Origin of the sequence: Segatella copri, from assembly GCF_051861805.1 — a bacterium.
In the GTDB taxonomy this organism is placed as follows: domain Bacteria; phylum Bacteroidota; class Bacteroidia; order Bacteroidales; family Bacteroidaceae; genus Prevotella; species Prevotella copri_M.
This window is the reverse complement of sequence record NZ_CP146520.1, coordinates 2,016,122-2,039,988: the sequence shown is the minus strand read 5'-3', so window position 1 is coordinate 2,039,988 and position 23,867 is coordinate 2,016,122. Positions and strand designations below refer to the sequence as shown.

The 23,867-nt window shown below is 48.5% G+C and carries 21 protein-coding genes; 9 read left to right on the top strand and 12 right to left on the bottom strand.

Features of this window, described 5'->3' with window-relative positions; translation table 11 throughout:
* Positions 1-87: 87 nt before the first annotated feature.
* Both V8Z93_RS07785 and V8Z93_RS07780 read right to left on the bottom strand, forming a co-directional pair.
* Positions 88-759, bottom strand: coding sequence for a YggS family pyridoxal phosphate-dependent enzyme (locus V8Z93_RS07785; protein WP_217763183.1), 672 nt, complete (start codon positions 757-759; stop codon positions 88-90).
* Between the two features lie 112 nt (positions 760-871).
* Positions 872-1,378: a DUF4494 domain-containing protein gene (locus V8Z93_RS07780; RefSeq protein WP_203040969.1), complete on the bottom strand. Its 507-nt coding sequence runs from the start codon at positions 1,376-1,378 to the stop codon at positions 872-874.
* A gap of 301 nt (positions 1,379-1,679) precedes the next feature.
* On the opposite strand from V8Z93_RS07780, the gene V8Z93_RS07775 reads away from it, so the two are divergent.
* The 4 genes from V8Z93_RS07775 to V8Z93_RS07760 all read left to right on the top strand — a co-directional run bounded on the left by V8Z93_RS07775 (position 1,680) and on the right by V8Z93_RS07760 (position 7,667).
* Positions 1,680-2,891, top strand: coding sequence for a pyridoxal phosphate-dependent aminotransferase (locus V8Z93_RS07775; RefSeq protein WP_203050602.1), 1,212 nt, complete (start codon positions 1,680-1,682; stop codon positions 2,889-2,891).
* Positions 2,892-2,894: 3 nt separating this feature from the next.
* Positions 2,895-4,142: an ABC transporter permease gene (locus V8Z93_RS07770; protein WP_439431182.1), complete on the top strand. Its 1,248-nt coding sequence runs from the start codon at positions 2,895-2,897 to the stop codon at positions 4,140-4,142.
* Between the two features lie 165 nt (positions 4,143-4,307).
* On the top strand, positions 4,308-5,975 hold the full coding sequence (locus V8Z93_RS07765) for an AMP-binding protein (RefSeq protein ID WP_439431181.1): 1,668 nt from the start codon (positions 4,308-4,310) through the stop codon (positions 5,973-5,975).
* A gap of 15 nt (positions 5,976-5,990) precedes the next feature.
* Complete coding sequence (locus V8Z93_RS07760; RefSeq protein WP_439431180.1) at positions 5,991-7,667, top strand: AMP-binding protein; 1,677 nt, start codon at positions 5,991-5,993, stop codon at positions 7,665-7,667.
* Positions 7,668-7,727: 60 nt separating this feature from the next.
* Here V8Z93_RS07760 and V8Z93_RS07755 read toward each other — a convergent pair whose 3' ends face one another.
* Positions 7,728-8,327, bottom strand: a complete 600-nt coding sequence (locus V8Z93_RS07755; protein WP_299334903.1) for a Crp/Fnr family transcriptional regulator — start codon at positions 8,325-8,327, stop codon at positions 7,728-7,730.
* A 40-nt stretch (positions 8,328-8,367) separates the two neighbouring features.
* Positions 8,368-10,161, bottom strand: coding sequence for a translation elongation factor 4 (lepA, locus tag V8Z93_RS07750; RefSeq protein ID WP_217763178.1), 1,794 nt, complete (start codon positions 10,159-10,161; stop codon positions 8,368-8,370).
* A gap of 101 nt (positions 10,162-10,262) precedes the next feature.
* Between lepA and V8Z93_RS07745 the strand changes: the two genes are divergently transcribed.
* Positions 10,263-10,649, top strand: a complete 387-nt coding sequence (locus V8Z93_RS07745) for a hypothetical protein (protein WP_218411806.1) — start codon at positions 10,263-10,265, stop codon at positions 10,647-10,649.
* Between the two features lie 332 nt (positions 10,650-10,981).
* Here V8Z93_RS07745 and V8Z93_RS07740 read toward each other — a convergent pair whose 3' ends face one another.
* The 4 genes from V8Z93_RS07740 to V8Z93_RS07725 all read right to left on the bottom strand — a co-directional run bounded on the left by V8Z93_RS07740 (position 10,982) and on the right by V8Z93_RS07725 (position 17,100).
* Entirely contained in the window at positions 10,982-11,260 is a 279-nt protein-coding gene (locus V8Z93_RS07740) for a TIGR03905 family TSCPD domain-containing protein (protein ID WP_439431179.1), read from the bottom strand.
* A 5-nt stretch (positions 11,261-11,265) separates the two neighbouring features.
* On the bottom strand, positions 11,266-12,009 hold the full coding sequence (locus V8Z93_RS07735; protein ID WP_218411808.1) for a YebC/PmpR family DNA-binding transcriptional regulator: 744 nt from the start codon (positions 12,007-12,009) through the stop codon (positions 11,266-11,268).
* A 74-nt stretch (positions 12,010-12,083) separates the two neighbouring features.
* On the bottom strand, positions 12,084-14,552 hold the full coding sequence (gene pheT, locus V8Z93_RS07730; protein WP_439431178.1) for a phenylalanine--tRNA ligase subunit beta: 2,469 nt from the start codon (positions 14,550-14,552) through the stop codon (positions 12,084-12,086).
* A gap of 217 nt (positions 14,553-14,769) precedes the next feature.
* Positions 14,770-17,100, bottom strand: a complete 2,331-nt coding sequence (locus tag V8Z93_RS07725; protein ID WP_439431177.1) for a transglycosylase domain-containing protein — start codon at positions 17,098-17,100, stop codon at positions 14,770-14,772.
* Between the two features lie 149 nt (positions 17,101-17,249).
* Between V8Z93_RS07725 and pyrB the strand changes: the two genes are divergently transcribed.
* The 4 genes from pyrB to V8Z93_RS07705 all read left to right on the top strand — a co-directional run bounded on the left by pyrB (position 17,250) and on the right by V8Z93_RS07705 (position 20,976).
* Positions 17,250-18,197, top strand: a complete 948-nt coding sequence (gene pyrB, locus V8Z93_RS07720; protein ID WP_203040979.1) for an aspartate carbamoyltransferase — start codon at positions 17,250-17,252, stop codon at positions 18,195-18,197.
* 44 nt (positions 18,198-18,241) lie between these two features.
* The gene (gene pyrI, locus V8Z93_RS07715) at positions 18,242-18,706 is read left to right on the top strand and encodes an aspartate carbamoyltransferase regulatory subunit (RefSeq protein WP_203050588.1); all 465 of its coding nucleotides are present in this window, start codon (positions 18,242-18,244) and stop codon (positions 18,704-18,706) included.
* 129 nt (positions 18,707-18,835) lie between these two features.
* Complete coding sequence (gene glyA / locus V8Z93_RS07710) at positions 18,836-20,116, top strand: serine hydroxymethyltransferase (RefSeq protein ID WP_203050586.1); 1,281 nt, start codon at positions 18,836-18,838, stop codon at positions 20,114-20,116.
* Between the two features lie 113 nt (positions 20,117-20,229).
* Positions 20,230-20,976: a DUF5020 family protein gene (locus V8Z93_RS07705; protein WP_439431176.1), complete on the top strand. Its 747-nt coding sequence runs from the start codon at positions 20,230-20,232 to the stop codon at positions 20,974-20,976.
* 221 nt (positions 20,977-21,197) lie between these two features.
* On the opposite strand, the gene V8Z93_RS07700 is transcribed toward V8Z93_RS07705, so the two are convergent.
* The 4 genes from V8Z93_RS07700 to V8Z93_RS07685 form a co-directional block, all read right to left on the bottom strand.
* Positions 21,198-22,067: a GIN domain-containing protein gene (locus tag V8Z93_RS07700; protein ID WP_439431175.1), complete on the bottom strand. Its 870-nt coding sequence runs from the start codon at positions 22,065-22,067 to the stop codon at positions 21,198-21,200.
* Positions 22,068-22,500: 433 nt separating this feature from the next.
* Positions 22,501-22,704, bottom strand: coding sequence for a hypothetical protein (locus tag V8Z93_RS07695; protein WP_439431174.1), 204 nt, complete (start codon positions 22,702-22,704; stop codon positions 22,501-22,503).
* Positions 22,705-22,758: 54 nt separating this feature from the next.
* Positions 22,759-23,088, bottom strand: coding sequence for a type II toxin-antitoxin system RelE/ParE family toxin (locus tag V8Z93_RS07690; protein ID WP_439431173.1), 330 nt, complete (start codon positions 23,086-23,088; stop codon positions 22,759-22,761).
* A complete protein-coding gene (locus V8Z93_RS07685; RefSeq protein WP_439431172.1) occupies positions 23,079-23,369 on the bottom strand; it encodes a hypothetical protein in 291 nt (96 codons plus the stop codon). The genes V8Z93_RS07690 and V8Z93_RS07685 overlap by 10 nt, the downstream gene beginning before the upstream one ends.
* Positions 23,370-23,867 lie beyond the last annotated feature (498 nt).

The following is a 23,867-nucleotide window of genomic DNA, read 5'->3' as shown; positions in this document are numbered from 1 at the left end:
AACAGATAAAACTTCTATCCGCCAGTAGCAGATAGAAGTTTTATCAAAATCATTATCTAAATCGTAATCTAGATCTTTATCTGAATCTTAATATACCCTAGGTCCGAAGATGGTGGTACCCACACGAACCATCGTGCTGCCGTGCTTTACGGCAATGTGATAGTCGTGACTCATGCCCCAGCTGCGCTCGCAGAAGGCAGGAGAATCGGCGAAATACTTCTGTTTCACCTCATCAAAGAACCGGGCGGCAGCATCAAACTCGCGGGCTATCTGCTGCTCATCATCCGTATTCGATGCCATCATCATCAAACCGCAAATCTGAACATGAGGCAACTCGCGCCACTCGCCAGCTTCCAGAAGCTCGCGGCAGGCATCCAGTGACAATCCCGACTTCGTATCCTCCTCGGCAATATGAAGCTCCAGAAGAATCTTCACCACGCGGTCGTGCTTCGCCGCCTGCTTGTTAATCTCCTTCATCAGTTTCAAGCTATCCACCGACTCAATCATGGAGATATAAGGGGCGATGTACTTCACCTTGTTGGTCTGAAGATGACCTATGAAATGCCACTCTATATCCTTAGGCAGGGTCTCCACCTTCTTGGAAAGCTCCTGCTCATGGCTCTCGCCGAAGATGCGCTGACCTTCGGCGTAAGCAGCCTCAATATACTCGTTGGGATGAAACTTGCTGATGGCCACCAGACGGACACCGGCAGGCAAACAGCCCAACACCTCATGAAGATTTCCTTTTACATCATACATAGTTCAATTAATAATTGATAATTAATAATTAATTTACAATTTATAATTAATAATTAATAAATGATTCCTTAGCCATTTGCTCTTGCCGGAAGTATGACTTCAGGATATCTGTTTACTCGGCTTTGCCCTGCTCGTATTCTGGAACGTCGTTCTTCTCCTCCTTCTTCTCGCCAGGAGCGTGGTGCTCGAATACATCCATCAGCTTGGTCTCGTTGAGACCCACGATGTCGTAATCAATCATGGTCTTGCCCATCACCTCGTCGATATAGCGCAGTGCACGGGCCAATGACTTAGCCTGAACCAGGTAAGTAACGTTAGAACGCTTCTCCTTCTCACTCTTCTCATCGATGGTGATAAACTGCAGCTTAGCCTTGTACCACTTGTCGTCATCATCCAGGTCGCTGAAGAAAATCTCGCCATAGCAAGCCTTGCCGATGCCGCTCACCTTCAACTCGCCACTCACGTAAACAGACATCTCGTCGATGATGGCACTCTCAGCCTCGGTGAAACTCAAGGCATCCACAACGTAAGCCTCAGATACAACCTTCTCTGAACCATCTTCCATGGTCTTCTGATATTTAACTTTAGTCTCAAACCAAGTGCTTGTTCTACTTCTCATAATTTCTTTTCCTTTTCTTATTTATTTTAATTTTCGTTTATTTTCTACTCTTGTCCTCCCTTACCTTATTATATAAGGTAGCCCGGAAAAGGCGCAATTGTGATGCAAAGTTATAAAAAAGAATGCAGAAGAACAACAGAATAAAGAGTTTTTTACTAAAAAATGATTTTTTAACCCAATCTATTACGATTTTTCAATGAAATTGCTTACCTTTGCAAGCGAATTGCGAAAAGTTGGGATTTCGATTTAATCGATTCCGCAACCCTCGCTATGGATAATTAACAGATAGAAATTTTAAAAGATGCCTGAAATATCAGTACGCGGCCTCGAAATGCCTGAGTCACCTATCAGAAAGCTGGCTCCTCTGGCTGCCGCAGCAAAGAAACGTGGAGTTAAGGTCTATCACCTCAATATCGGTCAGCCAGACCTCCCTACTCCTCAATGTGGTCTCGATGCGCTCAAGCACATCGACCGCACCATCCTGGAGTATTCTCCAAGCCAGGGCTATCTCAGTTATCGTGAGAAGCTGGTAGATTATTACAAGAAATTCAATATCAATGTTACTGCCGATGACATCATCATCACATCGGGAGGTTCAGAGGCCGTGCTCTTCTCGTTCATGAGCTGTCTGAACCCGGGAGATGAAATCATCGTGCCAGAACCTGCATACGCCAACTATATGGCGTTCGCCATCTCGGCGGGTGCCAAGATCCGCACCATCGCCACGACCATCGAGGAGGGTTTCTCGCTGCCTAAGGTGGAGAAGTTTGAGGAGCTGATCAATGAGCACACCCGTGCCATCCTGATCTGCAACCCTAACAACCCTACGGGCTATCTCTACACACGCAGAGAGATGAACCAGATTCGCGACCTGGTGAAGAAGTACGACCTCTACCTCTTCTCTGACGAGGTTTACCGTGAGTACATCTACACCGGCAGCCCATACATCAGTGCGATGCACCTGGAAGGCATCGAGCAGAACACCGTGCTCATCGACTCCGTGTCTAAGCGATACAGCGAGTGCGGTATCCGTGTGGGTGCCCTGATTACCAAGAATGCCGAGATTCGCAAGGCGGTGATGAAGTTCTGCCAGGCACGTCTCTCTCCTCCACTCATCGGTCAGATTGTAGCCGAGGCTTCGCTCGATGCGCCTGAGGAGTACTATCGCGATGTATACGATGAGTATGTGGAGCGCCGTAAGTGCCTGATTGACGGACTCAACCGTATTCCTGGCGTATACTCCCCAATTCCAATGGGTGCCTTCTATACCGTGGCAAAACTGCCTATCGACGATTCAGAAAAGTTCTGCCGCTGGTGCCTGGAAGAGTTTGATTACGAGGGCGAAACCGTGATGATGGCGCCAGCCTCCGGTTTCTACACCACTCCTGGAGCCGGAAGAAACCAGGTGCGTATGGCATACGTGTTGAAGAAGGACGACCTGAACAGAGCATTGATAGTGCTTGCCAAGGCACTTGAGGCTTATCCGGGAAGAGTTGAAGACGAAGGACTGTAAGATATGAACTTTCCTCTATTTATAGCAAAGAAATTGTATAGCGACCAGGGCGACAAACGTAAAGTTTCTCGCCCTGCTATTCATATAGCCACCGCTGGCGTTGCCATCGGACTTGCCATCATGATCATGTCGGTATGCGTGGTGCTGGGATTCAAGCATACCATCCGCGACAAGGTGGTGGGATTCGGAAGCCACATACAGGTGGCGGATTTCATGACCCTGCAGCAGCAGAACCAGTATCCCGTGGTGATGAACGACTCCATGATGGGCGTGCTCCGCAAGATTCCGGGCGTGAAACACGTGCAGCGATTCGCCATGAAGGAAGGAATCCTCAAGACCGACAGCGACTTCCTGGGTGTTGCCTTCAAGGGCGTGGGACCGGAGTTTGACTCCACCTTCATCCACCAGAACATGGTGGAGGGAAGCATACCGAAATTTGACGACAAGGCAAGTCACAACAAAATCCTGATTTCCAAGCTGATGGCCGACAAGCTGAAGCTGAAGAACGGAGAAAGAATCTTCGCCTATTTCATCGACGACAACGGAGTGAGAATGCGACGCTTCACCATCCAGGGCATCTATCAGACTAATCTGAAGAAATACGACGAGACGATGGTCTACACCGACCTCTATACCGCCGTGAAACTGAACGGATGGATGGACGACCAGACCAGCGGAGCCGAACTGACGGTGAACGATTTCGACAAACTCAACGAGACGGAAGACTATATTATAAATAAGGTGAACCGCACCGTGGACCATTATGGCGAAACCTACAGCAGTGCCACCATCAAGGACTTGAATCCGAACATCTTCCAGTGGCTCGGCCTGATGGACCTCAACGTGTGGATCATCCTCGCCCTGATGCTCATCGTGGCAGGCGTAACCATGATCAGCGGACTGCTCATCATCATCCTGGAACGCACCTCGATGATTGGCGTGCTCAAGGCCTTGGGCGCCCGCAACCGTACCATCCGCCACACCTTCCTCTGGTTTGCCGTATTCATCATCGGCAAGGGAATGCTACTGGGCAACATCATCGCCCTGGCAATTCTAGCAGTGCAGTATTTCACAGGGGTGCTAAAACTCGATGCGCAGACTTACTACGTAAGTACGGTGCCCGTAGAGTTCAACTGGCTCTTCATCGTGGCGCTGAATGTAGCCACCCTGCTCATCAGCGTGTTCATGCTCGTAGCCCCAAGCTACCTCATCTCGCATATCCATCCAGCCAAATCGATGAGATATGAATAGAAATCATCCCATTATTGCCAACTTCAAATGGTAATAATGGGATGAAACTTATCCTTTTTTCCTAGTTTTGCAAATAATTTGCCATTACACTCAAAATAACGCACATATTTTTTTGTAGTGTGCAGTATTTTCCGTATCTTTGCACAAAATTTTGTAAATTGTGCAATGAATTCAATACCAAGTTTTAACTCGTATATTGAGAGAAGCATCATCAAGAACTGGAATCTGGATGCGCTCACCGATTACAAGGGAGCCACCCTGCAATACCACGATGTTGCTAGAAAGATTGAAAAGCTGCACATCCTGTTTGAAAACAGCGATGTGAAGAAGGGCGACAAGATTGCCGTCTGCGGAAGAAATAGTAGCCAGTGGGCAGTAGCCTTCCTGGCCATTATTACTTACGGTGCCATCGTCGTACCTATACAGAACGAATTTAAGCCTGAGCAGATTCACAACATCGTGAACCACAGCGAGAGCAAACTGCTCTTCGTGGGCGATGTGGTGGCTACGGAAATCAATCCCGAAGAGATGCCTACTCTGGAAGGCATCATCTATCTGCCCGACAATTCGCTCGTCATCTCCCGTTCAGAAAAACTGACCTACGCACGTGAGAACCTCAACGCCATATTCGGCCACAAATACCCAAAGTATTTCCGGGCAGAGCACGTAAAGTATCACGTGGATGATCCGGAAGAACTGGCGATGATCAACTACACCAGCGGAACCACAGGGTTCTCGAAGGGTGTGATGCTGCCCTACAGGGCACTCTGGGGCAATCTCGACTATCTCATCGACTCCGTGAGCAAGAAGATAGGAAAGAACTGCAACATCCTCTCTACCCTGCCGATGGCACACATGTACGGACTGATGACTGAGTTCCTCTTCAACATCGTGATGGGTAACCACATCTTCTTCCTCACCCGCCTGCCGAGCCCAACGCTCATCTCTGAGGCACTGGCTGAGATTCAGCCCGACATCCTCTTCGCCGTACCGCTCGTGGTAGACAAGATTGTGAGAAAGGAAGTGTTCCCACATATCCAGACCAACCGTGCCCGACTCCTGATGAACATGCCTGTCATCAACAAGCGCATCAAGGAGAAGGTTCGCGAGTTCGTGCTCCGCAAGTTTGGCAATCGCCCTTACGAGGTGGTTGTGGGTGGCGCACCACTCAACAAGGAGATTGAGAACTTCTTTATCAGCGTGGGCTTCCCTATCGCCATGGGCTACGGAACCACCGAAACCGCTCCACTCATCACCTTCGCCCATCAGGACAACTATGTGGCAGGAAGCTGCGGCGTTGCCGTGAAGCACATGGAGGTGAAGGTATTGAGCGATGACCCTGAAAACGTGGCCGGCGAACTGGTTTGCCGTGGCATCAACGTGATGAAGGGCTACTACAAGAACCAGGAGGCTACGGATGCCGTAATCGATGAAGACGGATGGTTCCACACGGGCGACCTGGCTACGATGGACGCCGAAGGCCACTTCTTCGTAAGAGGAAGAAGCAAGAACATGCTGCTGGGCCCTAACGGACAGAACATCTATCCGGAGGAGATTGAAGACAAGCTCAACTCCATGCCGATGGTGAACGAGAGCATCGTACTCCAGAAGGACGACAAGCTCGTGGCACTGGTGCATCCGGAAATGGACGAAAGCCAGGAGATGGGATTCAGTCAGGAAGACCTCGTCAACATCATGGAGCAGAACCGAAAGGACCTGAACCTGCAGATGCCAAGCTTCGCAAAAATCTCGCGCATCCAATTGCACGACACTGAATTTGAAAAGACGGCAAAGAAGTCAATCAAGCGCTACCTCTATCAGGACGCTATATAAAGAATAAAACGAGAAATGAATAAGAATATGGAAATTCCTAGCTTTAACGCACTTATACAGAAGAGCATCATAGACCATTGGGATATGGATGCCCTGACCGACTACAAGGGAGCCACCTTGCAGTATCACGATGTGGCACGCAAGATTGAAAAACTGCACATCATGTTTGAGAACTCCGGCGTAGTGAAGGGCGACAAGATTGCCCTCTGCGGTCGTAACAGTGCTAATTGGGCGGTGGCATTCCTCGCTACCTTGACCTATGGTGCCATCGCGGTGCCTATCCTGCATGAGTTCATGCCTGAACAGATTCACAACATCGTGAACCACAGCGACGCCAAGTTACTCTTCGTGGGTGATGTGGTGGCTACTCAGGTGGACGCAACCAAGATGCCAGGGCTGGAGGGAATCATCTACATTCCAGACTACTCGCTCGTGGTTTCACGCACCGATAAGCTGACATACGCCCGCGAGCACCTCAACGAAATGTTCGGCATCAAGTATCCTAAGTACTTCCGCAAGAACCATGTAAGCTACTACATCGATCAGGACCCAGACGAACTGGCGATGATCAACTATACCAGTGGTACCACCGGTTTCTCCAAGGGTGTGATGGTTCCTTACCGTGCCCTCTGGAGCAATGCCGATTTTGCCGAGAATGTACTGGGCAAGAAGATCAAGGCAGGTGATTCAATAATCAGCATCCTGCCGATGGCCCACATGTATGGCATGGCATTCGAGTTTATCTTCGAATTCCTCAAGGGCTGCCACGTCTTCTATCTCACCCGCATCCCTAGCCCAGCCATCATTGCTGAGGCATTCGGCCGCATCAAGCCAGCCGTTATCATCGCTGTGCCTCTGGTCATCGAGAAGATCATCCGCAAGAAGGTGTTCCCTAAGATTCAGAACAACCGCATGCGCATGCTGCTCCACATGCCAGTAATCAGCAAGAAGGTGAAGGAGAAGATCTGCGACCAGGTGAGCAATGCCTTCGGTGGCAACTTCTACGAAGTGATTATCGGCGGTGCTGCGTTCAACCGAGAGGTGGAGAATTTCCTGCACAGCGTAGGTTTCAGATATACAGTGGGTTATGGTGCCACAGAGTGTGCGCCTATCATCTGCTACGAGGATTACAAGAACTTCGTACCAGGTTCTTGCGGTAAGGCAGCGCTCCACATGATGGTTCGCATCGACAGTCCAGACCCAGAGAATGTACCGGGCGAAATCCTTGCCAAGGGTCCTAACGTGATGCTGGGTTACTACAAGAATGAGGAGGCTACCAAGCAGACCATCGATGAGAATGGCTGGTATCACACCGGCGACCTAGGCACAATGGATGGCGACGGCAATGTATTCATCAAGGGCCGCAGCAAGAACATGCTCCTGGGTGCATCGGGCCAGAACATCTATCCTGAGGAAATTGAGGACAAGCTCAACTCCCTAGCCCTCGTTGCCGAGAGCGTGGTGGTTCAGAAGGGCGAAAAGCTCGTAGGTTTGGTTTATCCGGATTTCGACGAGGCGCAATCGCTGAACCTTGGCAGAAAGGAACTGGAGGATATCATGGAGCAGAACCGCCAGGAACTCAACACGATGGTTCCAGGCTACAGCAAGCTGAGCGAAATCCGCATCCACGACGAAGAGTTCGAAAAGACGCCAAAGAAGAGTATCAAGCGATACCTCTATACGGCGGAGTAATATCCAATAAACAAATGAGGGTGTGTCATTATTTTATGACACACCCTCATTTGTTATAAATTATAATAATGTATTCGATCTGATTCTCGACAACGTTTCAGGCGTCATCTGCAGATAACTGGCGATATACGTAAGTGGCGCACGGAGCACCACCTGCGGATTCAGTTCGCACAGACGCTTATACTTATTCGGTGCCGTCTCGAATCTCATCAGGTCGGCATGCACCTGCGACTGAATCAGACTCTCCTCCAATATCTTACGATAGAGCATCTGGATATTCACGTTACGCATGGCGGCAGCCTCCAGCTTCGCCTTCGGCAAGGCATATACAAGTGTAGGCTCAAGCGCCTCCACCTGCAATTTCGTAGGCTCTTCCTTGAAGAGACTTTCTATGCACATGAAGATGGAATGATCCACACCCAAATGTTCCGTCACTTCCTTGTCGTTCTTGAAGTAATACTGGCGGATCAATCCCTTCTCAATATACGAGATGTTCTTGCACACCTCGCCTTCAACCAGGATTTTCTCTCCCTTTCCATACTTAATCGGTTCCAGAATTGACTCCAGCACGTCCAACTCGCTATGAGTCATCGTACTGTACTTACGTGCAAGCTCTCGGGCTATGTCGCGCGTTGGGGTGATTACTTTAAATGCATTCATATTCATGTTCCTCCCATTATAAATTTCGGTTTAGTTCATATTAGTCTAATTTCAATACCGCAAGGAATGCCTTCTGTGGCACCTCTACGTTACCAATCTGCTTCATACGCTTCTTTCCCTTCTTCTGCTTCTCAAGCAACTTGCGCTTACGGCTCACGTCACCACCATAACACTTGGCGGTCACGTCCTTGCGCACCTGCTTCACAGTCTCACGGGCCACAATCTTGGCTCCGATGGCTGCCTGGATAGCAATGTCAAACTGCTGACGAGGAATCAAGTCCTTCAACTTCTCGCACATGCGGCGGCCGAAGCTCACGGCATTGTCGCGATGAGTCAAGGTACTCAGCGCATCCACAGGTTCTCCATTCAGGAGAATATCCAGTTTCACCAGGTCGGAATGGCGGAACGAATCGATGTGATAGTCGAAGGAAGCATATCCCTTGGAAATACTCTTCAGCTTATCGTAGAAATCGATTACAATCTCGCCCAGCGGCAGCATGAAGTGCAACTCCACACGGTTACCGCTCACGTATTCCTGGTTAATCAATTCGCCACGCTTATCCAGACAAAGCTTCATAATCGGACCGATATAATCGGCTGCGGTGATGATGGTGGCACGGATATATGGCTCCTCGATATGGTCAATCATCGTTGGGTCTGGCAATCCCGAAGGGTTGTGAACCTCCTTCTCGCCACCCTGCTTGTCGTATACCATATAAGATACGTTAGGCACGGTGGTGATAACATCCATGTTGAACTCGCGGTCCAGACGCTCCTGCACAATCTCCATGTGGAGCAGACCGAGGAATCCGCAGCGGAAACCGAAGCCCAATGCCACGGAACTCTCTGGCGAGAAAGTAAGCGAAGCATCGTTGAGCTGCAGCTTCTCCAATGAGGCACGCAGATTCTCGTAATCGCTAGGATCGATAGGATAAACGCCAGCGAAGACCATCGGCTTCACTTCCTGGAAACCGGCAATCGCCTTCTCGCATGGACGGGCGATGTGCGTAATGGTATCACCCACCTTTACCTCGGTGGCATTCTTGATACCCGAGATGATGTAGCCCACCTCTCCGGCACCCAGTTCCTTGCGAGGAATCATATCCATCTTGAGCACACCGATTTCATCGGCATCATATTCCATGCCGGTGTTAAAGAACTTCACCTTGTCGCCCTTGCGGATAACACCGTTCTCTATCTTGAAATAAGCGATGATACCACGGAAGGAATTGAACACGGAGTCGAAGATGAGTGCCTGCAATGGCGCCTTGTCGTCGCCCTTAGGAGCTGGCACACGGTTTACCACCGCCTCCAGTACATCCTCAACGCCCTCGCCGGTCTTACCGGAAGCGCGGAGGACATCCTCATGCTTGCATCCGATGAGGTCAACGATTTCGTCTTCCACTTCCTCCGGCATAGCCGAAGGCATATCTATCTTGTTGATCACTGGAATGATTTCCAGGTCGTGCTCAATAGCCATATAGAGGTTAGAGATGGTCTGCGCCTGGACACCCTGAGTGGCATCCACGACCAAGAGCGCTCCCTCGCAGGCTGCGATGGAACGGGAAACCTCGTAAGAGAAGTCTACGTGTCCCGGAGTATCGATGAGGTTGAGGATGTAAGTCTGTCCATCCTTTGCCTTGTACTCCATCTGGATGGCGTGGCTCTTGATGGTGATACCACGTTCCCTCTCCAGGTCCATGTCGTCAAGCATCTGTCCCTCAGTAATCTTGATGGTCTGGGTCTTCTCCAACAAACGGTCTGCCAGGGTACTTTTACCATGGTCGATATGTGCAATAATGCAGAAATTTCTTATTTTATTTATATTCTCCATATAATTTTCTCTCTTTAGACTGCAAAGATACTTATTTTTTTTGTATCTTTGCACAAAAGATTGAAAATAATAGAGTTTTTTAGATAAAAAAAGGAAAAATCATGAAGAAAAAGTTGATTTACATCGGTATTTTCGCTTCTTTGCTGGTTTCTTGCACCGAAAGTCTGGAAGATAAGGCGGCGAGAGAGGCGAAGGAATATACGGAAAAGTACTGCCCTACTCCCTACGTGAACGACAGCCGTACGGATAGTGCCACCTTCGATAAGACTACCAAGGTTTACACCTATTATGTAACCTTGAGAAACAAGGCAGACAACAAGCAGGCGATTGATGCCAACAGGGAGAAGCTGCATAAATTGCAGAAGGAGGCGCTGGATAACAACCCGGGCTTGAAGAAATACAAGGAGGCGCATTTCTCCTTCCGTTTCATCTATCATTCAGAGAAAGATCCGAAGCAGGTATTGCTGGATGATAGTTTTAAGTATTAGAAAAGGCACGGATTACGAGTATAAGAAAAGAGGGTGTGTCATTATTCATCGGATTGCGCGGAATAAACGGAACCTTAACCGCCTTCCTCGGATTACGCACGGATTTTAAACGGAAACTCGACCTGACGGTCGTGGCGATACCCCCTAAAGCTGGAAAAAGCCAGCCTATACGGCGCTAGCCCAATGGCCGTAAGGCCAAATCCGTTTAAATTCCGTGCGTAATCCGTGAAGCAAGAATGTTCCGTTAACTCAGCGTAATCCGATGAAGAAAATCGATAAAGAAACGAAAAAGAGGGTGTGTCATGGACTTATGACACACCCTCTAAAAACTCTTAATATCCCATTTCCTGCAAGGCTGTGGCCAGCTGGTCTGGACAGCTTGTAGGCTTGTTACCACAAGTGATACCCTTCAGTCGGGCGATGACTTCCTTAGCCTTCATGCCCTGAATCAAGGCACAAACGCCCTTGGTGTTGCCATCGCAGCCACCGATGAACTGGGCATCCTGCACAGTTCCATCTTCATCAACACTGATGCAGATGTATTTTGAGCAGGTGCCATGAGTCTGATAAGTTACCTTGGTCAACTTATCCTGTTTCTCTTGCTGCAACATAAGGCTTATTCTGCGTCTGCAGGAATCTCTGGCTTCATGTTGGTGTAAACAGTCTGAACATCGTCAAACTCCTCCAACTTCTCAACCATCTTGTCGATAGTCTCGCGCTCCTCAGCAGTAACATCCTTCAAATCGTTAGGAATGTAGGTGAACTCAGCACCAGTTACCTCGAAGCCCTCAGCCTCCAGGTGCTTCTGAATCTCGCCGAAGCTTGTAGGAGCACCGTAGATAGTGATTTCGCCTGTCTCCTCGTCCTCATCGAACTCATCCTCTACACCGTAGTCAATCAGGTCGAGAATCATCTCGTCCATATCCAGACCATCCTTCTTCTTGAATGTGAACACAGCCTTGTGGTCGAAGAGGAAAGACAAAGAACCTGTTGTACCCAAGTTACCGCTGAACTTGTTGAAGATAGAACGAACGTCAGCCACTGTACGGGTTGTGTTATCTGTCAATGTATCAACGAACACTGCAACTCCGTGAGGGCCATATCCCTCGTATGTTACCTCCTTGTAATCGCTGGTATCCTTGCCACAAGCGTTCTTGATGGCACGAGCGATATTGTCCTTAGGCATGTTCTCACGCTTACAGTTAGCGATGATAGCACGCAATGTTGGGTTGTTCTCTGGCTCTGGACCGCCTGCCTTCACTGCAATAGCAATCTGCTTACCCAACTTAGTAAATGTCTTGGCCATGTGGCCCCATCTTTTCAGCTTTGTAGCTTTACGATATTCAAATGCTCTTCCCATTGGAATAAAATTTTAAATGTTTATCGTTTTTTAAATATAATATTATCTTAATTCTGCATTGAGCACCTTCTGCATTATCTCAATTCTGCGTTGAGCTTGCCTGTGAGGTTGGCAATGAGCTTCTTCATGATAGCATCAATCTGCTTGTCATTCAATGTCTTCTCCTCATCCTGCAGGATGAAGTTCACGGCATAGCTCTTCTTGCCCTCTGGCAGGTTCTTACCCTCATATACGTCGAAGAGTACCACGCTCTTCAAGAGCTTCTTCTCTGTCTGATGGGCAATCTGCTCAATCTGTGCAAACTCTACGTTCTTGTCAACGAGCAGTGCAAGGTCGCGGCTCACAGATGGATACTTGCTGATATCTGTGTAAGTAAGGTTCACCTTCTTTACGGTCTTCACCACGTTATCCCAGTGAACATCAGCATAGAATACATCCTGCTCTATGTCGAATGCCTTCTTCAACTTGTTGCTCAGGATACCCATCTCTACCAATACCTTGCCGGCACGGGTCTCGTAGTTCACGCCCTTGGCAAAGATGTTGTTGTCGCTGTGCTTGATAACCAGGTTGTTCTGTGGCATACCCACACGGCGGAGGATATTCTCTACCACTGCCTTCAGCTCGTAGATGCTGCTCTGCTCATCTGCATGAGCCCAACTGCCCTCTACGCGCTTACCGGTGATGAAGAGTGACATGTGAGCCTCCTGAGAGTAAGCCTTGATAGGACTCTCCTCGCTCCACTTCTCCTTATTATATATATAGGTGTTACCCACCTCGAAGAACTTCAGGTTCTGGCTCTTGTGGTTGATGTTGCGGGCTATGCTCTCCAAACCGCCGAAGAGCATGGTCTGGCGCATCACGCCGAGATCTGCACTCAATGGGTTCATCACCTTCACCACGTTCTCCATTGGATACTTGTTCAGCTCCAGGTCTGTGTAGTAGCTAATCTTGGTCAGAGAGTTGTTGAGAATCTCCATGAAGCCCTCGCCTACCAACTGCTCTGCCACGAGGTTCTGGCTGTGATAAGCCTTGTCCTCATCACCCTGAACAGTCAGGGAGCTCTTCAACTGGGTTGGAATCTCCACATTATTATATCCGTAGATACGGAGGATATCCTCTACCACGTCGCAAGGACGCTGAACATCCACACGATAAGCAGGAACCAGAAGGTCGATACCCTCAGCATCCTCCTTCACGATCTTCATCTCCAGAGATGTGGCGATATTCTTGATGGTCTCAGCACCAATTTCCTTACCGATGAGGCGATGTGCATACTCATAGTTCAGGCGAACTGGGAAATCCTGCATTGGCTCTGGATATACATCCTTGATCTGCATGGAAATCTTGCCGCCAGCCAACTGCTTGCAGAGGATAGCTGCCTGCTTCAATGCATAAATCTGTCCGTTTGGATCTACGCCACGCTCAAAACGGTAGCTGGCATCTGTACTCAAGCCATGACGGCGAGCGCTCTTGCGGATCCATGTTGGGTGGAAGTAAGCACTCTCCAGAACCACGCTCTTGGTGGTCTCGTAAGTACCGGAACCCTTACCTCCGAAGATACCTGCGATACACATTGGCTCCTCAGCATTGCAGATGCTCAGGTCGTGCTCACCCAGGGTGTGCTCCTCGCCATCCAGGGTCACGAACTTGGTACCCTCTGGCTGGGTGCGGACTACAATCTTATGACCGGTAACCATGTCGGCATCGAAGCAGTGCAATGGCTGGCCGTATGCCATCATGATGTAGTTGGTGATATCCACGATATTGTTGATTGGTCTGAGACCGATGATGTTCAGCTTATCCTGCAACCACTTAGGGCTTTCCTTCACCTCGCAGTCGGTGATGCTAACGCAGGCATAGCGCTTGCAAGCCTCGGTGTTCTCAATTTCTACATCGATAGGAAGATCCTCGTTGTCTACTACGAATTCATCGCAAGATGGGCGATGCAGACTGGTCTCATAACCATTCTGCTTCAACCAGGCATAGAGGTCGCGAGCCACACCCCAATGGCCGAGTGCATCGGCACGGTTGGCAGTGATATCAATCTCGATGAGCCAGTCGCTCTCCAGGTGATAGTACTCGGCAGCAGGCTGACCTACAGGTGCATCCTCAGGGAGCACGATGATACCGTCGTGAGAAGTACCCACGCCAATCTCATCCTCAGCACAAATCATACCCAAGCTCTCTACACCGCGGAGCTTGCTCTTCTTGATGGTAAAACTCTGGTCGCCGTCGTAGAGCACACAGCCCAGGTCGGCAACGATTACCTTCTGACCGGCAGCCACGTTAGGCGCACCGCAGACAATCTGCTGTGGCTCGCCCTTGCCCAGGTCAACGGTTGTAACGTGCAGGTGGTCGCTGTTAGGATGCGCCTCGCATGTCAACACTTTACCTACGTAAAGACCTTTCAGTCCACCCTTGATAGACTGAACTTCCTCCAAAGCGTCCACTTCGAGTCCGCAAGAGGTCAGCGCATCGGCAGTCTCCTGTGGTGTCAGGTCGAAATCGACGTATTCTTTAAGCCATTTGTATGAAACGTTCATTATAATGTTTTTTTATTATTTTCTCATTGTCAGATGCCAGGGCTTGCAGCCAGCATTCATGCCCGCAGCGCACTATTGCCCTAAAACTTTGCAAAAATACAAAAAATATTGCAGATAAACAAAAAACATCCGCCATTTTTGCACTATTTAAAAGAAATAGAGGCAAAAACGGCGGATAGCCTTTTTTATGATGCCTTGGGGAATACCCCCAAGCCTTTTATTCAAATACTTCGTCGATGGCATCCACCTTCTCGAAGGTGTCTTGCTCGCCGCCGCTGCCCGCATGATAGCATGGGTTGTAATCGGCTGGCATATCGAACTTCACGGTAGGACTGTAGCCCAGCGATGGGTCGGCATAAACCTTCTTCATGAAGATAGCCCAGATAGGCAATGCCATGGTGGCACCCTGACCCATACTCATCGAATCGAAGTGGATATCACGCTCCTCGCCGCCTACCCAGCAACCGCTCACCAGCTGCGGCGTAAAGGCGATGAACCAACCGTCACTGTTGTTGTTGGTGGTACCCGTCTTGGCACCAATCTGTCCCTCCAGTTTATATCTGTAGCGCAGACGGCCTGCCGTACCGTTATCCACCACGCCCATCATCATGTAGAGCATCTTCATGGCGTTGTCGGCACTGATCACCTCGTTCATTCTCGGCTGGAAGGTGGCGATGGTGTTACCCTCGTTGTCCTCAATGCGACTCACGAACATCGGAGCAGTACGGATGCCGTGGTTGGCAAAGGCGGTATAGGCACTCACCATCTCGCTCACGCTCACCTCGCACGGACCCAGACACAAGCTCATAGAAGCGTGAATATCAGGGTTGTTGATACCGTAGTCGTGCAAGAGCTGGACAAACTGCGACGGGTTCAGCTTACTCATCAGATAAGCACTTATCCAGTTGTTACTCTGTGCCAATCCCCAGCTCAGCGGCACCATCTGGCCGTATCTCGAATGGTTGGCATTTCTAGGCGTCCATGGTCTGCCAGCCACCATGTAAGTCTGCTGGCGATTAGGAGCCATATCACAAGGTGAGAATCCGTTAGACATCGCCAGACTGTAGAGGAATGGCTTGATGGTAGAACCCACCTGTCTTCTTCCCAGACTCACCATGTCGTACATGAAGTGAGTATAGTCCAATCCTCCCACATACGCCTTCACGGCACCCGTCTTAGGGTCCATGCTCATGAAACCGCTGCGCAGGAAAGTCTTGTAATAGCGGATGGAATCCAGCGGACTCATCACCGTGTCGATATCTCCGTGATAGGTGAACACGGTCATCGGAATCTTCTTCCTGAAGGCTGCATGGATTTCGTCAGCCGAGAATCCATCCTCCTTCATCTGGCGATAGCGCTCGCTCTGGGTCACGCTGCGGTTCAATATCACCTTAATCTGCTTCGGTGTCAGCTTGTCGCTGTATGGCGAACTAGGCTTGCGTGCCACCTCCTTGCTGAAGGCTGGCTGCAGATAGCGTGCCACATGCTGATACACGGCCTCTTCGGCATATCGCTGCATGCGGCTGTCGATGGTGGTAAACACCTTCAATCCGTCGCTGTAGATATTGTATGGCGAACCATCCTTCTTATAGTTCTTGTTGCACCAGCCAAACAATGGGTCGGTGTTCCAGAGGATGGAATCGGTTACAAACTGCGCATAGTTCCACGATGCATAATCCTTTCTCTCAGGGCGGGTAGCCATCATATATTTGCGCAGATATTCACGCAGATAAGTGGCAGAACCGTCCTTGTGGTCGGTGCGGTGGAAATTGAGCGTGAGCGGTTCAGCCGCATACTGGTTGTATTCGCTGCTGCTCAGATAGCCCGCCTTCTCCATCTGCGAGAGCACCACGTTTCTTCTGTCGCGGGCACGCTCCGGATAGCGCACCGGGTTGAAGAGCGACGGATTCTTGCAGAGTCCGATGAGCGTAGCAGCCTCGGTGAGGGTCAGGTCTTTCGGCTCCTTATTAAAATAGGTGTTCGCCGCCGTCTTGATGCCCACGGCATTGTGCAGGAAGTCGAAGTAGTTGAGATAGAGAGCCAGGATTTCCTCCTTGGTATAGTACCGTTCCAGTTTCACGGCGATGACCCACTCTATCGGTTTCTGCAGCAGTCGCTCCAGCGTGCTCGATGCCTTTTCGGAATAGAGCTGCTTGGCAAGCTGCTGCGTAATGGTACTTCCACCTCCGGCATTGGTCTGACCCAGGATACCGCGCTTCACGATGGCACGCCCCAGCGCACGGAAGTCGATGCCCGAATGCTCGTAGAATCGTTCATCCTCCGTGGCAACGAGTGCCTTTATTAAATAAGGTGACATCTTCTTGTAAGGAATCACGATACGGTTTTCCTTGTTCAGGTTCCATGTACCAAGCACCTTCCCATCGGCAGAGTACACCTGCGTGGCGAATCTGCTGATAGGATTCTGCAAATCCTCGATGTCGGGCATGTAGCCAATCCAGCCAAACCAGACGGCCATGAAGGCAAGTGCCACACTCACGATTCCGGCGGCAAAAATGCCCCATAACGTATAGATAAAATGTCTTCTCATTGTCTATTTTTTCGTCTATTTCTTCAAATACATTGTCTATTTCTTCTAATATTTGTGCAAAAATACATAAAACTTTTGAAATATCGCACATAAATCAGAAATTATATGTAACTTTGGGGGCGATTTTAGAACATTCAATCAAAATTCAAATGGAAAAACATAATTTTGTGACAATTGCAGACCTCTCGAAGGAGAAAATCATGTACCTCCTCGAAATGGCGCAGGAGTTTGAAAAGCATCCTAACAGGGAGCTGTTGAAGGGAAAGGTCGTTGCGACCCTTTTCTTCGAGCCTTCTACTCGTACACAGCTCAGTTTCCAAACCGCAGCCAACCGCCTCGGTGCCCGTGTCATCGGCTTCTCTGATGCCAAGACTTCCAGCACCACCAAGGGCGAGACGCTCAAGGATACCATCCTCATGGTGAGCAACTATGCCGATGTTATCGCCATGCGCCACTTCATCGAAGGCGCAGCACAGTATGCCAGCGAGGTGGCTCCAGTGCCTATCGTCAATGCAGGCGACGGTGCACACATGCATCCATCACAGTGCTTGCTCGACCTCTACTCTATCTTCAAGACCCAGGGTACCCTGGAGAACTTGAACATTTATCTTGTGGGTGACCTCAAGTATGGCCGCACCGTTCACTCACTTATCACCGCCATGCGCCACTTCAACCCTACCTTCCACTTCATTGCACCAAAGGAACTTGCCATGCCTGAGGAGTATAAACTCTACTGCAAGGAGCATAACATCAAGTACGTGGAGCATGAGGATTTCAACGAAGACGTGATTGCCGACGCCGACATTCTCTACATGACCCGTGTGCAGAAGGAGCGTTTCTCCGACCTGATGGAATACGAGCGCGTCAAGAACGTGTATATCCTGAAGCGCGACATGCTCTGCAAGGCGAAGGAGAACATGAAGATCATGCATCCGCTGCCACGTGTGAACGAGATTGCATACGATGTGGATGACGATCCACACGCATACTACATCCAGCAGGCACAGAACGGTCTCTACGCCCGTGAGGCTATCTTCTGCCACTGCCTCGGCATCACACTGGAGGATGTGAAGAACGATAAGACCATTATTGAGTAGTGTTTAGTGATTATTTATTAGTGATTAATTATTAGTGATTAATTATGGGAAACAATAAAAGTCAATTAGTGGTTGCGGCTATCGAGAACGGTACCGTAATCGACCATATACCAGCCGAAAAGACCTATCAGGTAGTGAATCTGCTCCAGTTGGAGAAGATGGATACTCCTGTCACCATCGGCTACAACCTGCCTTCCAAGAAGATTGGCAAGAAGGGTATCATCAAGGTGGCAAACAAGTACTTCACCGACGAGGAAATCAACCGCCTCTCTGTGGTGGCTCCTAACATCGGACTGAGTATCATCAAGGACTACGAAATCGTGGAGAAGAAGACCGTGAAGACTCCAGACACACTGAAGGGCATCGTAAAGTGCAACAACCCTAAGTGCATCACCAACAACGAGCCTATGCAGACCCTCTTCCACACCGTAGACAAGGTGCAGGGCATCGTGCGCTGCCACTACTGCGACAAGGAGCAGAAACTGGGCAAAGTGGAGCTTTGCAAGTAGTTTTTCAATAGAAATATAACAAAAAGTAAGCAATATCACTCAAAATACTTCAATTTATTTGGTAGTTTGAGAGATATTGCTTATTTTTGTACCCGAATTCATTAATATCAACCATAAAAAGTATAAAGAATGGTAAAAGATCAAGAGATTTTCGACTTAATCGAAAGAGAACATCAGCGTCAGCTGAAGGGTATGGAGCTGATTGCTTCTGAGAATTTCGTAAGTGACGAGGTGATGAACGCTATGGGTTCTTACCTTACCAACAAGTATGCCGAGGGTCTGCCTGGCAAACGCTACTATGGTGGCTGCCAGGTGGTGGATATCGTAGAGAACCTCGCCATCGAACGCGTCAAGAAACTCTTCGGCGCTGAGTATGCCAACGTGCAGCCTCACTCGGGCGCACAGGCCAATGCTGCCGTTCTGCTCGCCGTTTTGAAGCCGGGCGATACTTTTATGGGACTGAACCTCGACCATGGTGGCCACCTCTCTCATGGTAGCCACGTCAACACTTCGGGCATCCTCTACAACCCTATCGGCTACAACCTGAACAAGGAGACCGGCCGCGTGGATTACGACGAGATGGAGAAGCTGGCGCTGGAGCACAAGCCTAAGCTGATTATCGGTGGCGGTAGCGCCTACAGCCGTGAGTGGGATTACGCCCGCATGCGCAAGATTGCCGACGAGGTGGGTGCTCTCCTGATGATTGATATGGCTCACCCAGCCGGACTCATTGCAGCCGGACTGCTCGACAACCCATTGAAGTATGCACACATCGTTACTTCTACCACCCACAAGACCCTGCGTGGTCCTCGTGGCGGTATCATCCTCATGGGTAAGGACTTCGAGAATCCTTGGGGCTTGACTACCAAGAAGGGCGAGGTGAAGAAGATGAGCATGCTCCTCAATTCAGCTGTATTCCCTGGCCAGCAGGGCGGTCCGCTGGAGCACGTCATCGCAGCCAAGGCAGTAGCCTTCAATGAGAACCTGCAGCCTTCATGGAAGGAGTATGCAGCTCAGGTGAAGAAGAACGCAGCCGTGCTGGCTGACGACCTGATTGGTCGCGGTTTCGGCATCGTGAGCGGTGGTACAGACAACCACTCCATGCTCGTTGACCTGCGTTCAAAATATCCAGATCTTACAGGTAAGGTAGCCGAGAATGCTCTCGTTGCTGCCGATATCACAGTAAACAAGAATATGGTTCCGTTCGACTCACGTTCAGCCTTCCAGACCTCAGGAATCCGTCTCGGAACAGCGGCTATGACAACCCGTGGTGCCAAGGAAGACATGATGCACCTCATCGCAGAACTCATCGAGGAAGTGCTCAATGCTCCTGAAGACGAGAAGGTGATTGCCCGTGTTCGCGAGAAGGTGAACGAAACCATGAAGGATTATCCTCTATTCGCCTATTAGGCGACATTTTTTTCAATTAGGTTGGAGAGGCTGTGGATGTGATATCCGTGGCCTCTTTTTTGATTTTCAAGATATCATTTAAACAACATTTTAATATTTAAAGAAAAAGATTTATGAAAAAGCTGAAAAGCCTGGTTCTCATGGCATTGGCATTGCTTCCTACAAGCAAGGCATTAGCCCAGACCAACGCTCAGGTGCTCTATGATTTCGGCACCGACCGCAAGTATGTAACTTTGACATTGGAGATGTTCAAGCAGGACAAATGGGGAAGCACGTATTTCTTCGTAGACCACGACTTCAACTACGACAAAATGGACCCCAACAGCGACAATGTTTCCCTGGGCGGAACCTACACCGAGATTTCGCGTGCGCTGAATTTCTGGAAGGATTCAAGCCTGAAAAACTGGAGTCTGCATGCTGAGTACAATGGCGGTATCACCAAGAACTACCCTATCAACAACGCATGGCTCTTTGGTGTGGAGTATCTCATTCACGATGCCACCTACAAGAACACCCTGAACCTGGATGTGCTCTACAAGACCATCCGCAAGAAAGACCAGAATGTTCCGATGCAGCTGACAGCCGTATGGACCTGCAACGACCTCTTCGGCGTAAAGGGTTTGAAGTTTGACGGCTTCGCTGATTTCTGGTGGGAGACCCACGCCACATTCGATGGCGACGGACAGGCAAAGACCCGCCACACGGTATTCATCACCGAGCCACAGCTCTGGTACAATGTAGGTCAGCACTTCGGCTGCGAGAACCTGAGTCTGGGTGGCGAGGTAGAGATTACGAATAATTTCGGCAGCACCGACGGAGCCAAGGTTCGCCCTTGCCTGGGTATGAAGTGGGACTTCTAAGGAATGCTGATAGCTTGACGAGAATTGCTTGAAATAAGCATTTTTTACTTCTCTAGAACAACTTTTGCTCAAATTCGAGCAAGTTAGCTTCCGCTAGAATATATTATATAATATATATAAAAGAAAAATATATAAAAGAAAATATATAACTATACTAGCGGAAGCTAACTTGCTCGTTTGTTTTTTTGAAAGTCAGATTATCTTCCGACTTTCAGTCTTCCTTATCTTCCAACTTTCAGTCCTCCGTCAGAGATGCTTCCCACGCCATCCTTGTGACGGGTATATTTGCCGGTAACACCGCTCAGATGCACGCCGCCTACTCCATCCAGATCCACGTTCAGAACCTGGCAATCCACCTTGGCGCTAACCTTGCCCACGCCATCATTGTTGATCTTCAGATTTCCGCCCTTAAAGAAATCGAGCGTCACGGAGCCAACACCCTCGTTATCCACCTTCAGGTCGCCCATAGCCACACGGCCCACTTTAACGGAGCCTACGCCTTCGTTATCAATCTTCATCACATCGCCCTTGGCTTCATCGATGGTGACGGAGCCAACGCCTTCGTTGGTAACCTCCAGTTTGTTGGCGAGAATCTTGTTGATGTTAACAGAGCCTACGCCCTCGTTATCGATTTCCAGTCGGTCGCTGTTGATGGTCTTGGCATAGAACGAGCCCACGCCTTCCTGTGTAATCTTCACCAGGTCGGGGCTGGTGATATAAATCTTGAGCCTATTCTTTTCAGAGCTGCACATGGCAGGCACCTTGAGTCTTCCGGTGAGACCGATCTTCACCTCGCCGTCACGATAAACCACTTTGAGTTTCTCCTTGAGTTTCTCTGCGAACTCAGCATCCTTGATGGCAGAGTAATCCAGTCGAACGCTGCATTCATCACCATTGTTCTGGGTATAATAAACACTGGCAACCACATCCACGTCGATTGCCTTGAAAGGTTTCTCTCTCAAATCATCCTGCACATAGTCCAGTCCTCCCTTCATTTCAGAAGTAGTAGTAGACCCCATGCTGCAGGAACAGAAGCCCATAGGGGCAAGTAACAAGGCGGCAGCCACCGCCCAAAAACCAAATTTCTTCATATCTTTCCAATTTTACGTTTCAAAATTCTGATGGTTAGACGAAAGAAGTTGCAGGAAAGTTGCAGGGAAAAGAAGAAATTTAAAGAAAAAAAACGAAGTAAGTTTCGTTAGCGATTGAAACAAGCTTCATTGGCGGTTGAAATAAGCTTCATTCCGAATCGAAGTAAACCTCATTCCAAGTTGGTTTGAGCCTCATTCAACCTTTACGTGAGTCTCAGTTAACCTTTACTTGAGCCTCATTCCAGCTTCAAGTAAGCCCCATCTCTGTGACTAACAGAGAATCCTCAGTGAATAAGATAGAATCATTAACAAAGCCCCGATGCATCTCGCACCAGGGCTTCCGAGTTCATTTACTTGTTTATATATGATGCAGTAATCTTTGATTAGAAAGAGACTGCTTTTAAATCTTCTTTCACCTTCTTCCACAGATGTTTTAAATTAACTGTTTATAAACTGGGATACGAATCTTATCTAATTGCTCTGTAGTCAGGGCTTTGACATTATCGTTAACCGTAAAATACACAGTAGGATATCGGTACTTCCCATTCGGCATAAGCACCTTGGTTACCTGCTTGATAATCTCAACACCATCAAGCGTAACTATCTTAGTCTCCGTTTTATCTACTATCTTTCCCATAAGCAGAATTTTTATCAATTGATTCATTTACAATGCAAACAATGGTTCTTTTCGCTATCTATAACTTTCCAATGACCGCATAACAGTTTTATACACTGTCTTAGGAGACTGCTTATAATGCATAACAGCTGTAATTATTATAAAATCACCTTTCACTACATAATAAAGCACATTAGGAAACAGCTGCAAATGCCTAACTGTGAATTGAGAATCCGACAAATCTGAATCTAATATACCGCGATTCGGATTTCTCTGTAAGCTACATACATTAGCATCAAACTTATCTAAGACTTTTTTTGCTGTCATAGAACCATATTCTGCTTCTACAAAATCCAAAATCTCGTCCATTTGTCTTGAAGCTAGCAATGACCATTCTATTTCCATCCTCTTTCCTCTTTGATGCGATTCATAAAACCAGAATGGGAAATGACATTACCACTTTCATGATCCTTCAATGCCATCTCAACACTAGCAGCCAAGACTTCACGAGGTATCTCATTCACAAAAGCATCAACTTTTTCTGACTCTGGAACGACATAAGGATTTACCTTATTCATCGTTGTATAAAGCAACGTGATAAGGGCACTCTTTTCATCGTCACTCCAGTTTTTCACTTCATTCCAAACTGGAGTTGATTCTATATTGCTATAATCTAAAAGTCTCATAATCATCACTGTTTAAAAACATTTTTGCAAAGATACGCTGCTTTTTCGTAACCACCAAATTTTTCGAGAAGAAAACAACATAAAACACAGAATTTTCCGATTTCGGGCTGCATTCGTATCATTTCACAAGTGGTTGAAAGTTCTGTCCGTGACTAACAGAGAATCTTCAGTGACTAACAGAGAATCTTCAGTGACTAACAGAAATTTCTCAGTGACTAACAGAGAAACCCCAACAAGCCATTGGCGAAATTGACTCAAAACAGAGGCCAAAACAAGGCGAAAATGGTGAAGGCAGGGTGTGATGTGAACCCTACTCCCTAAAAAAACTATATTATTTCATATAAAAACCTATATCTAAAACCCTGATATTCATTTCCTTTACCTTTAATAACACGCTGTATATACAAAGTTCGGAAGCATAGGGTTCACATCACAGGCAAAAACGGGGGTACCCAACCAACACCCCAACCCATAAAAAACCTGTTTTTCTCGAAAAAT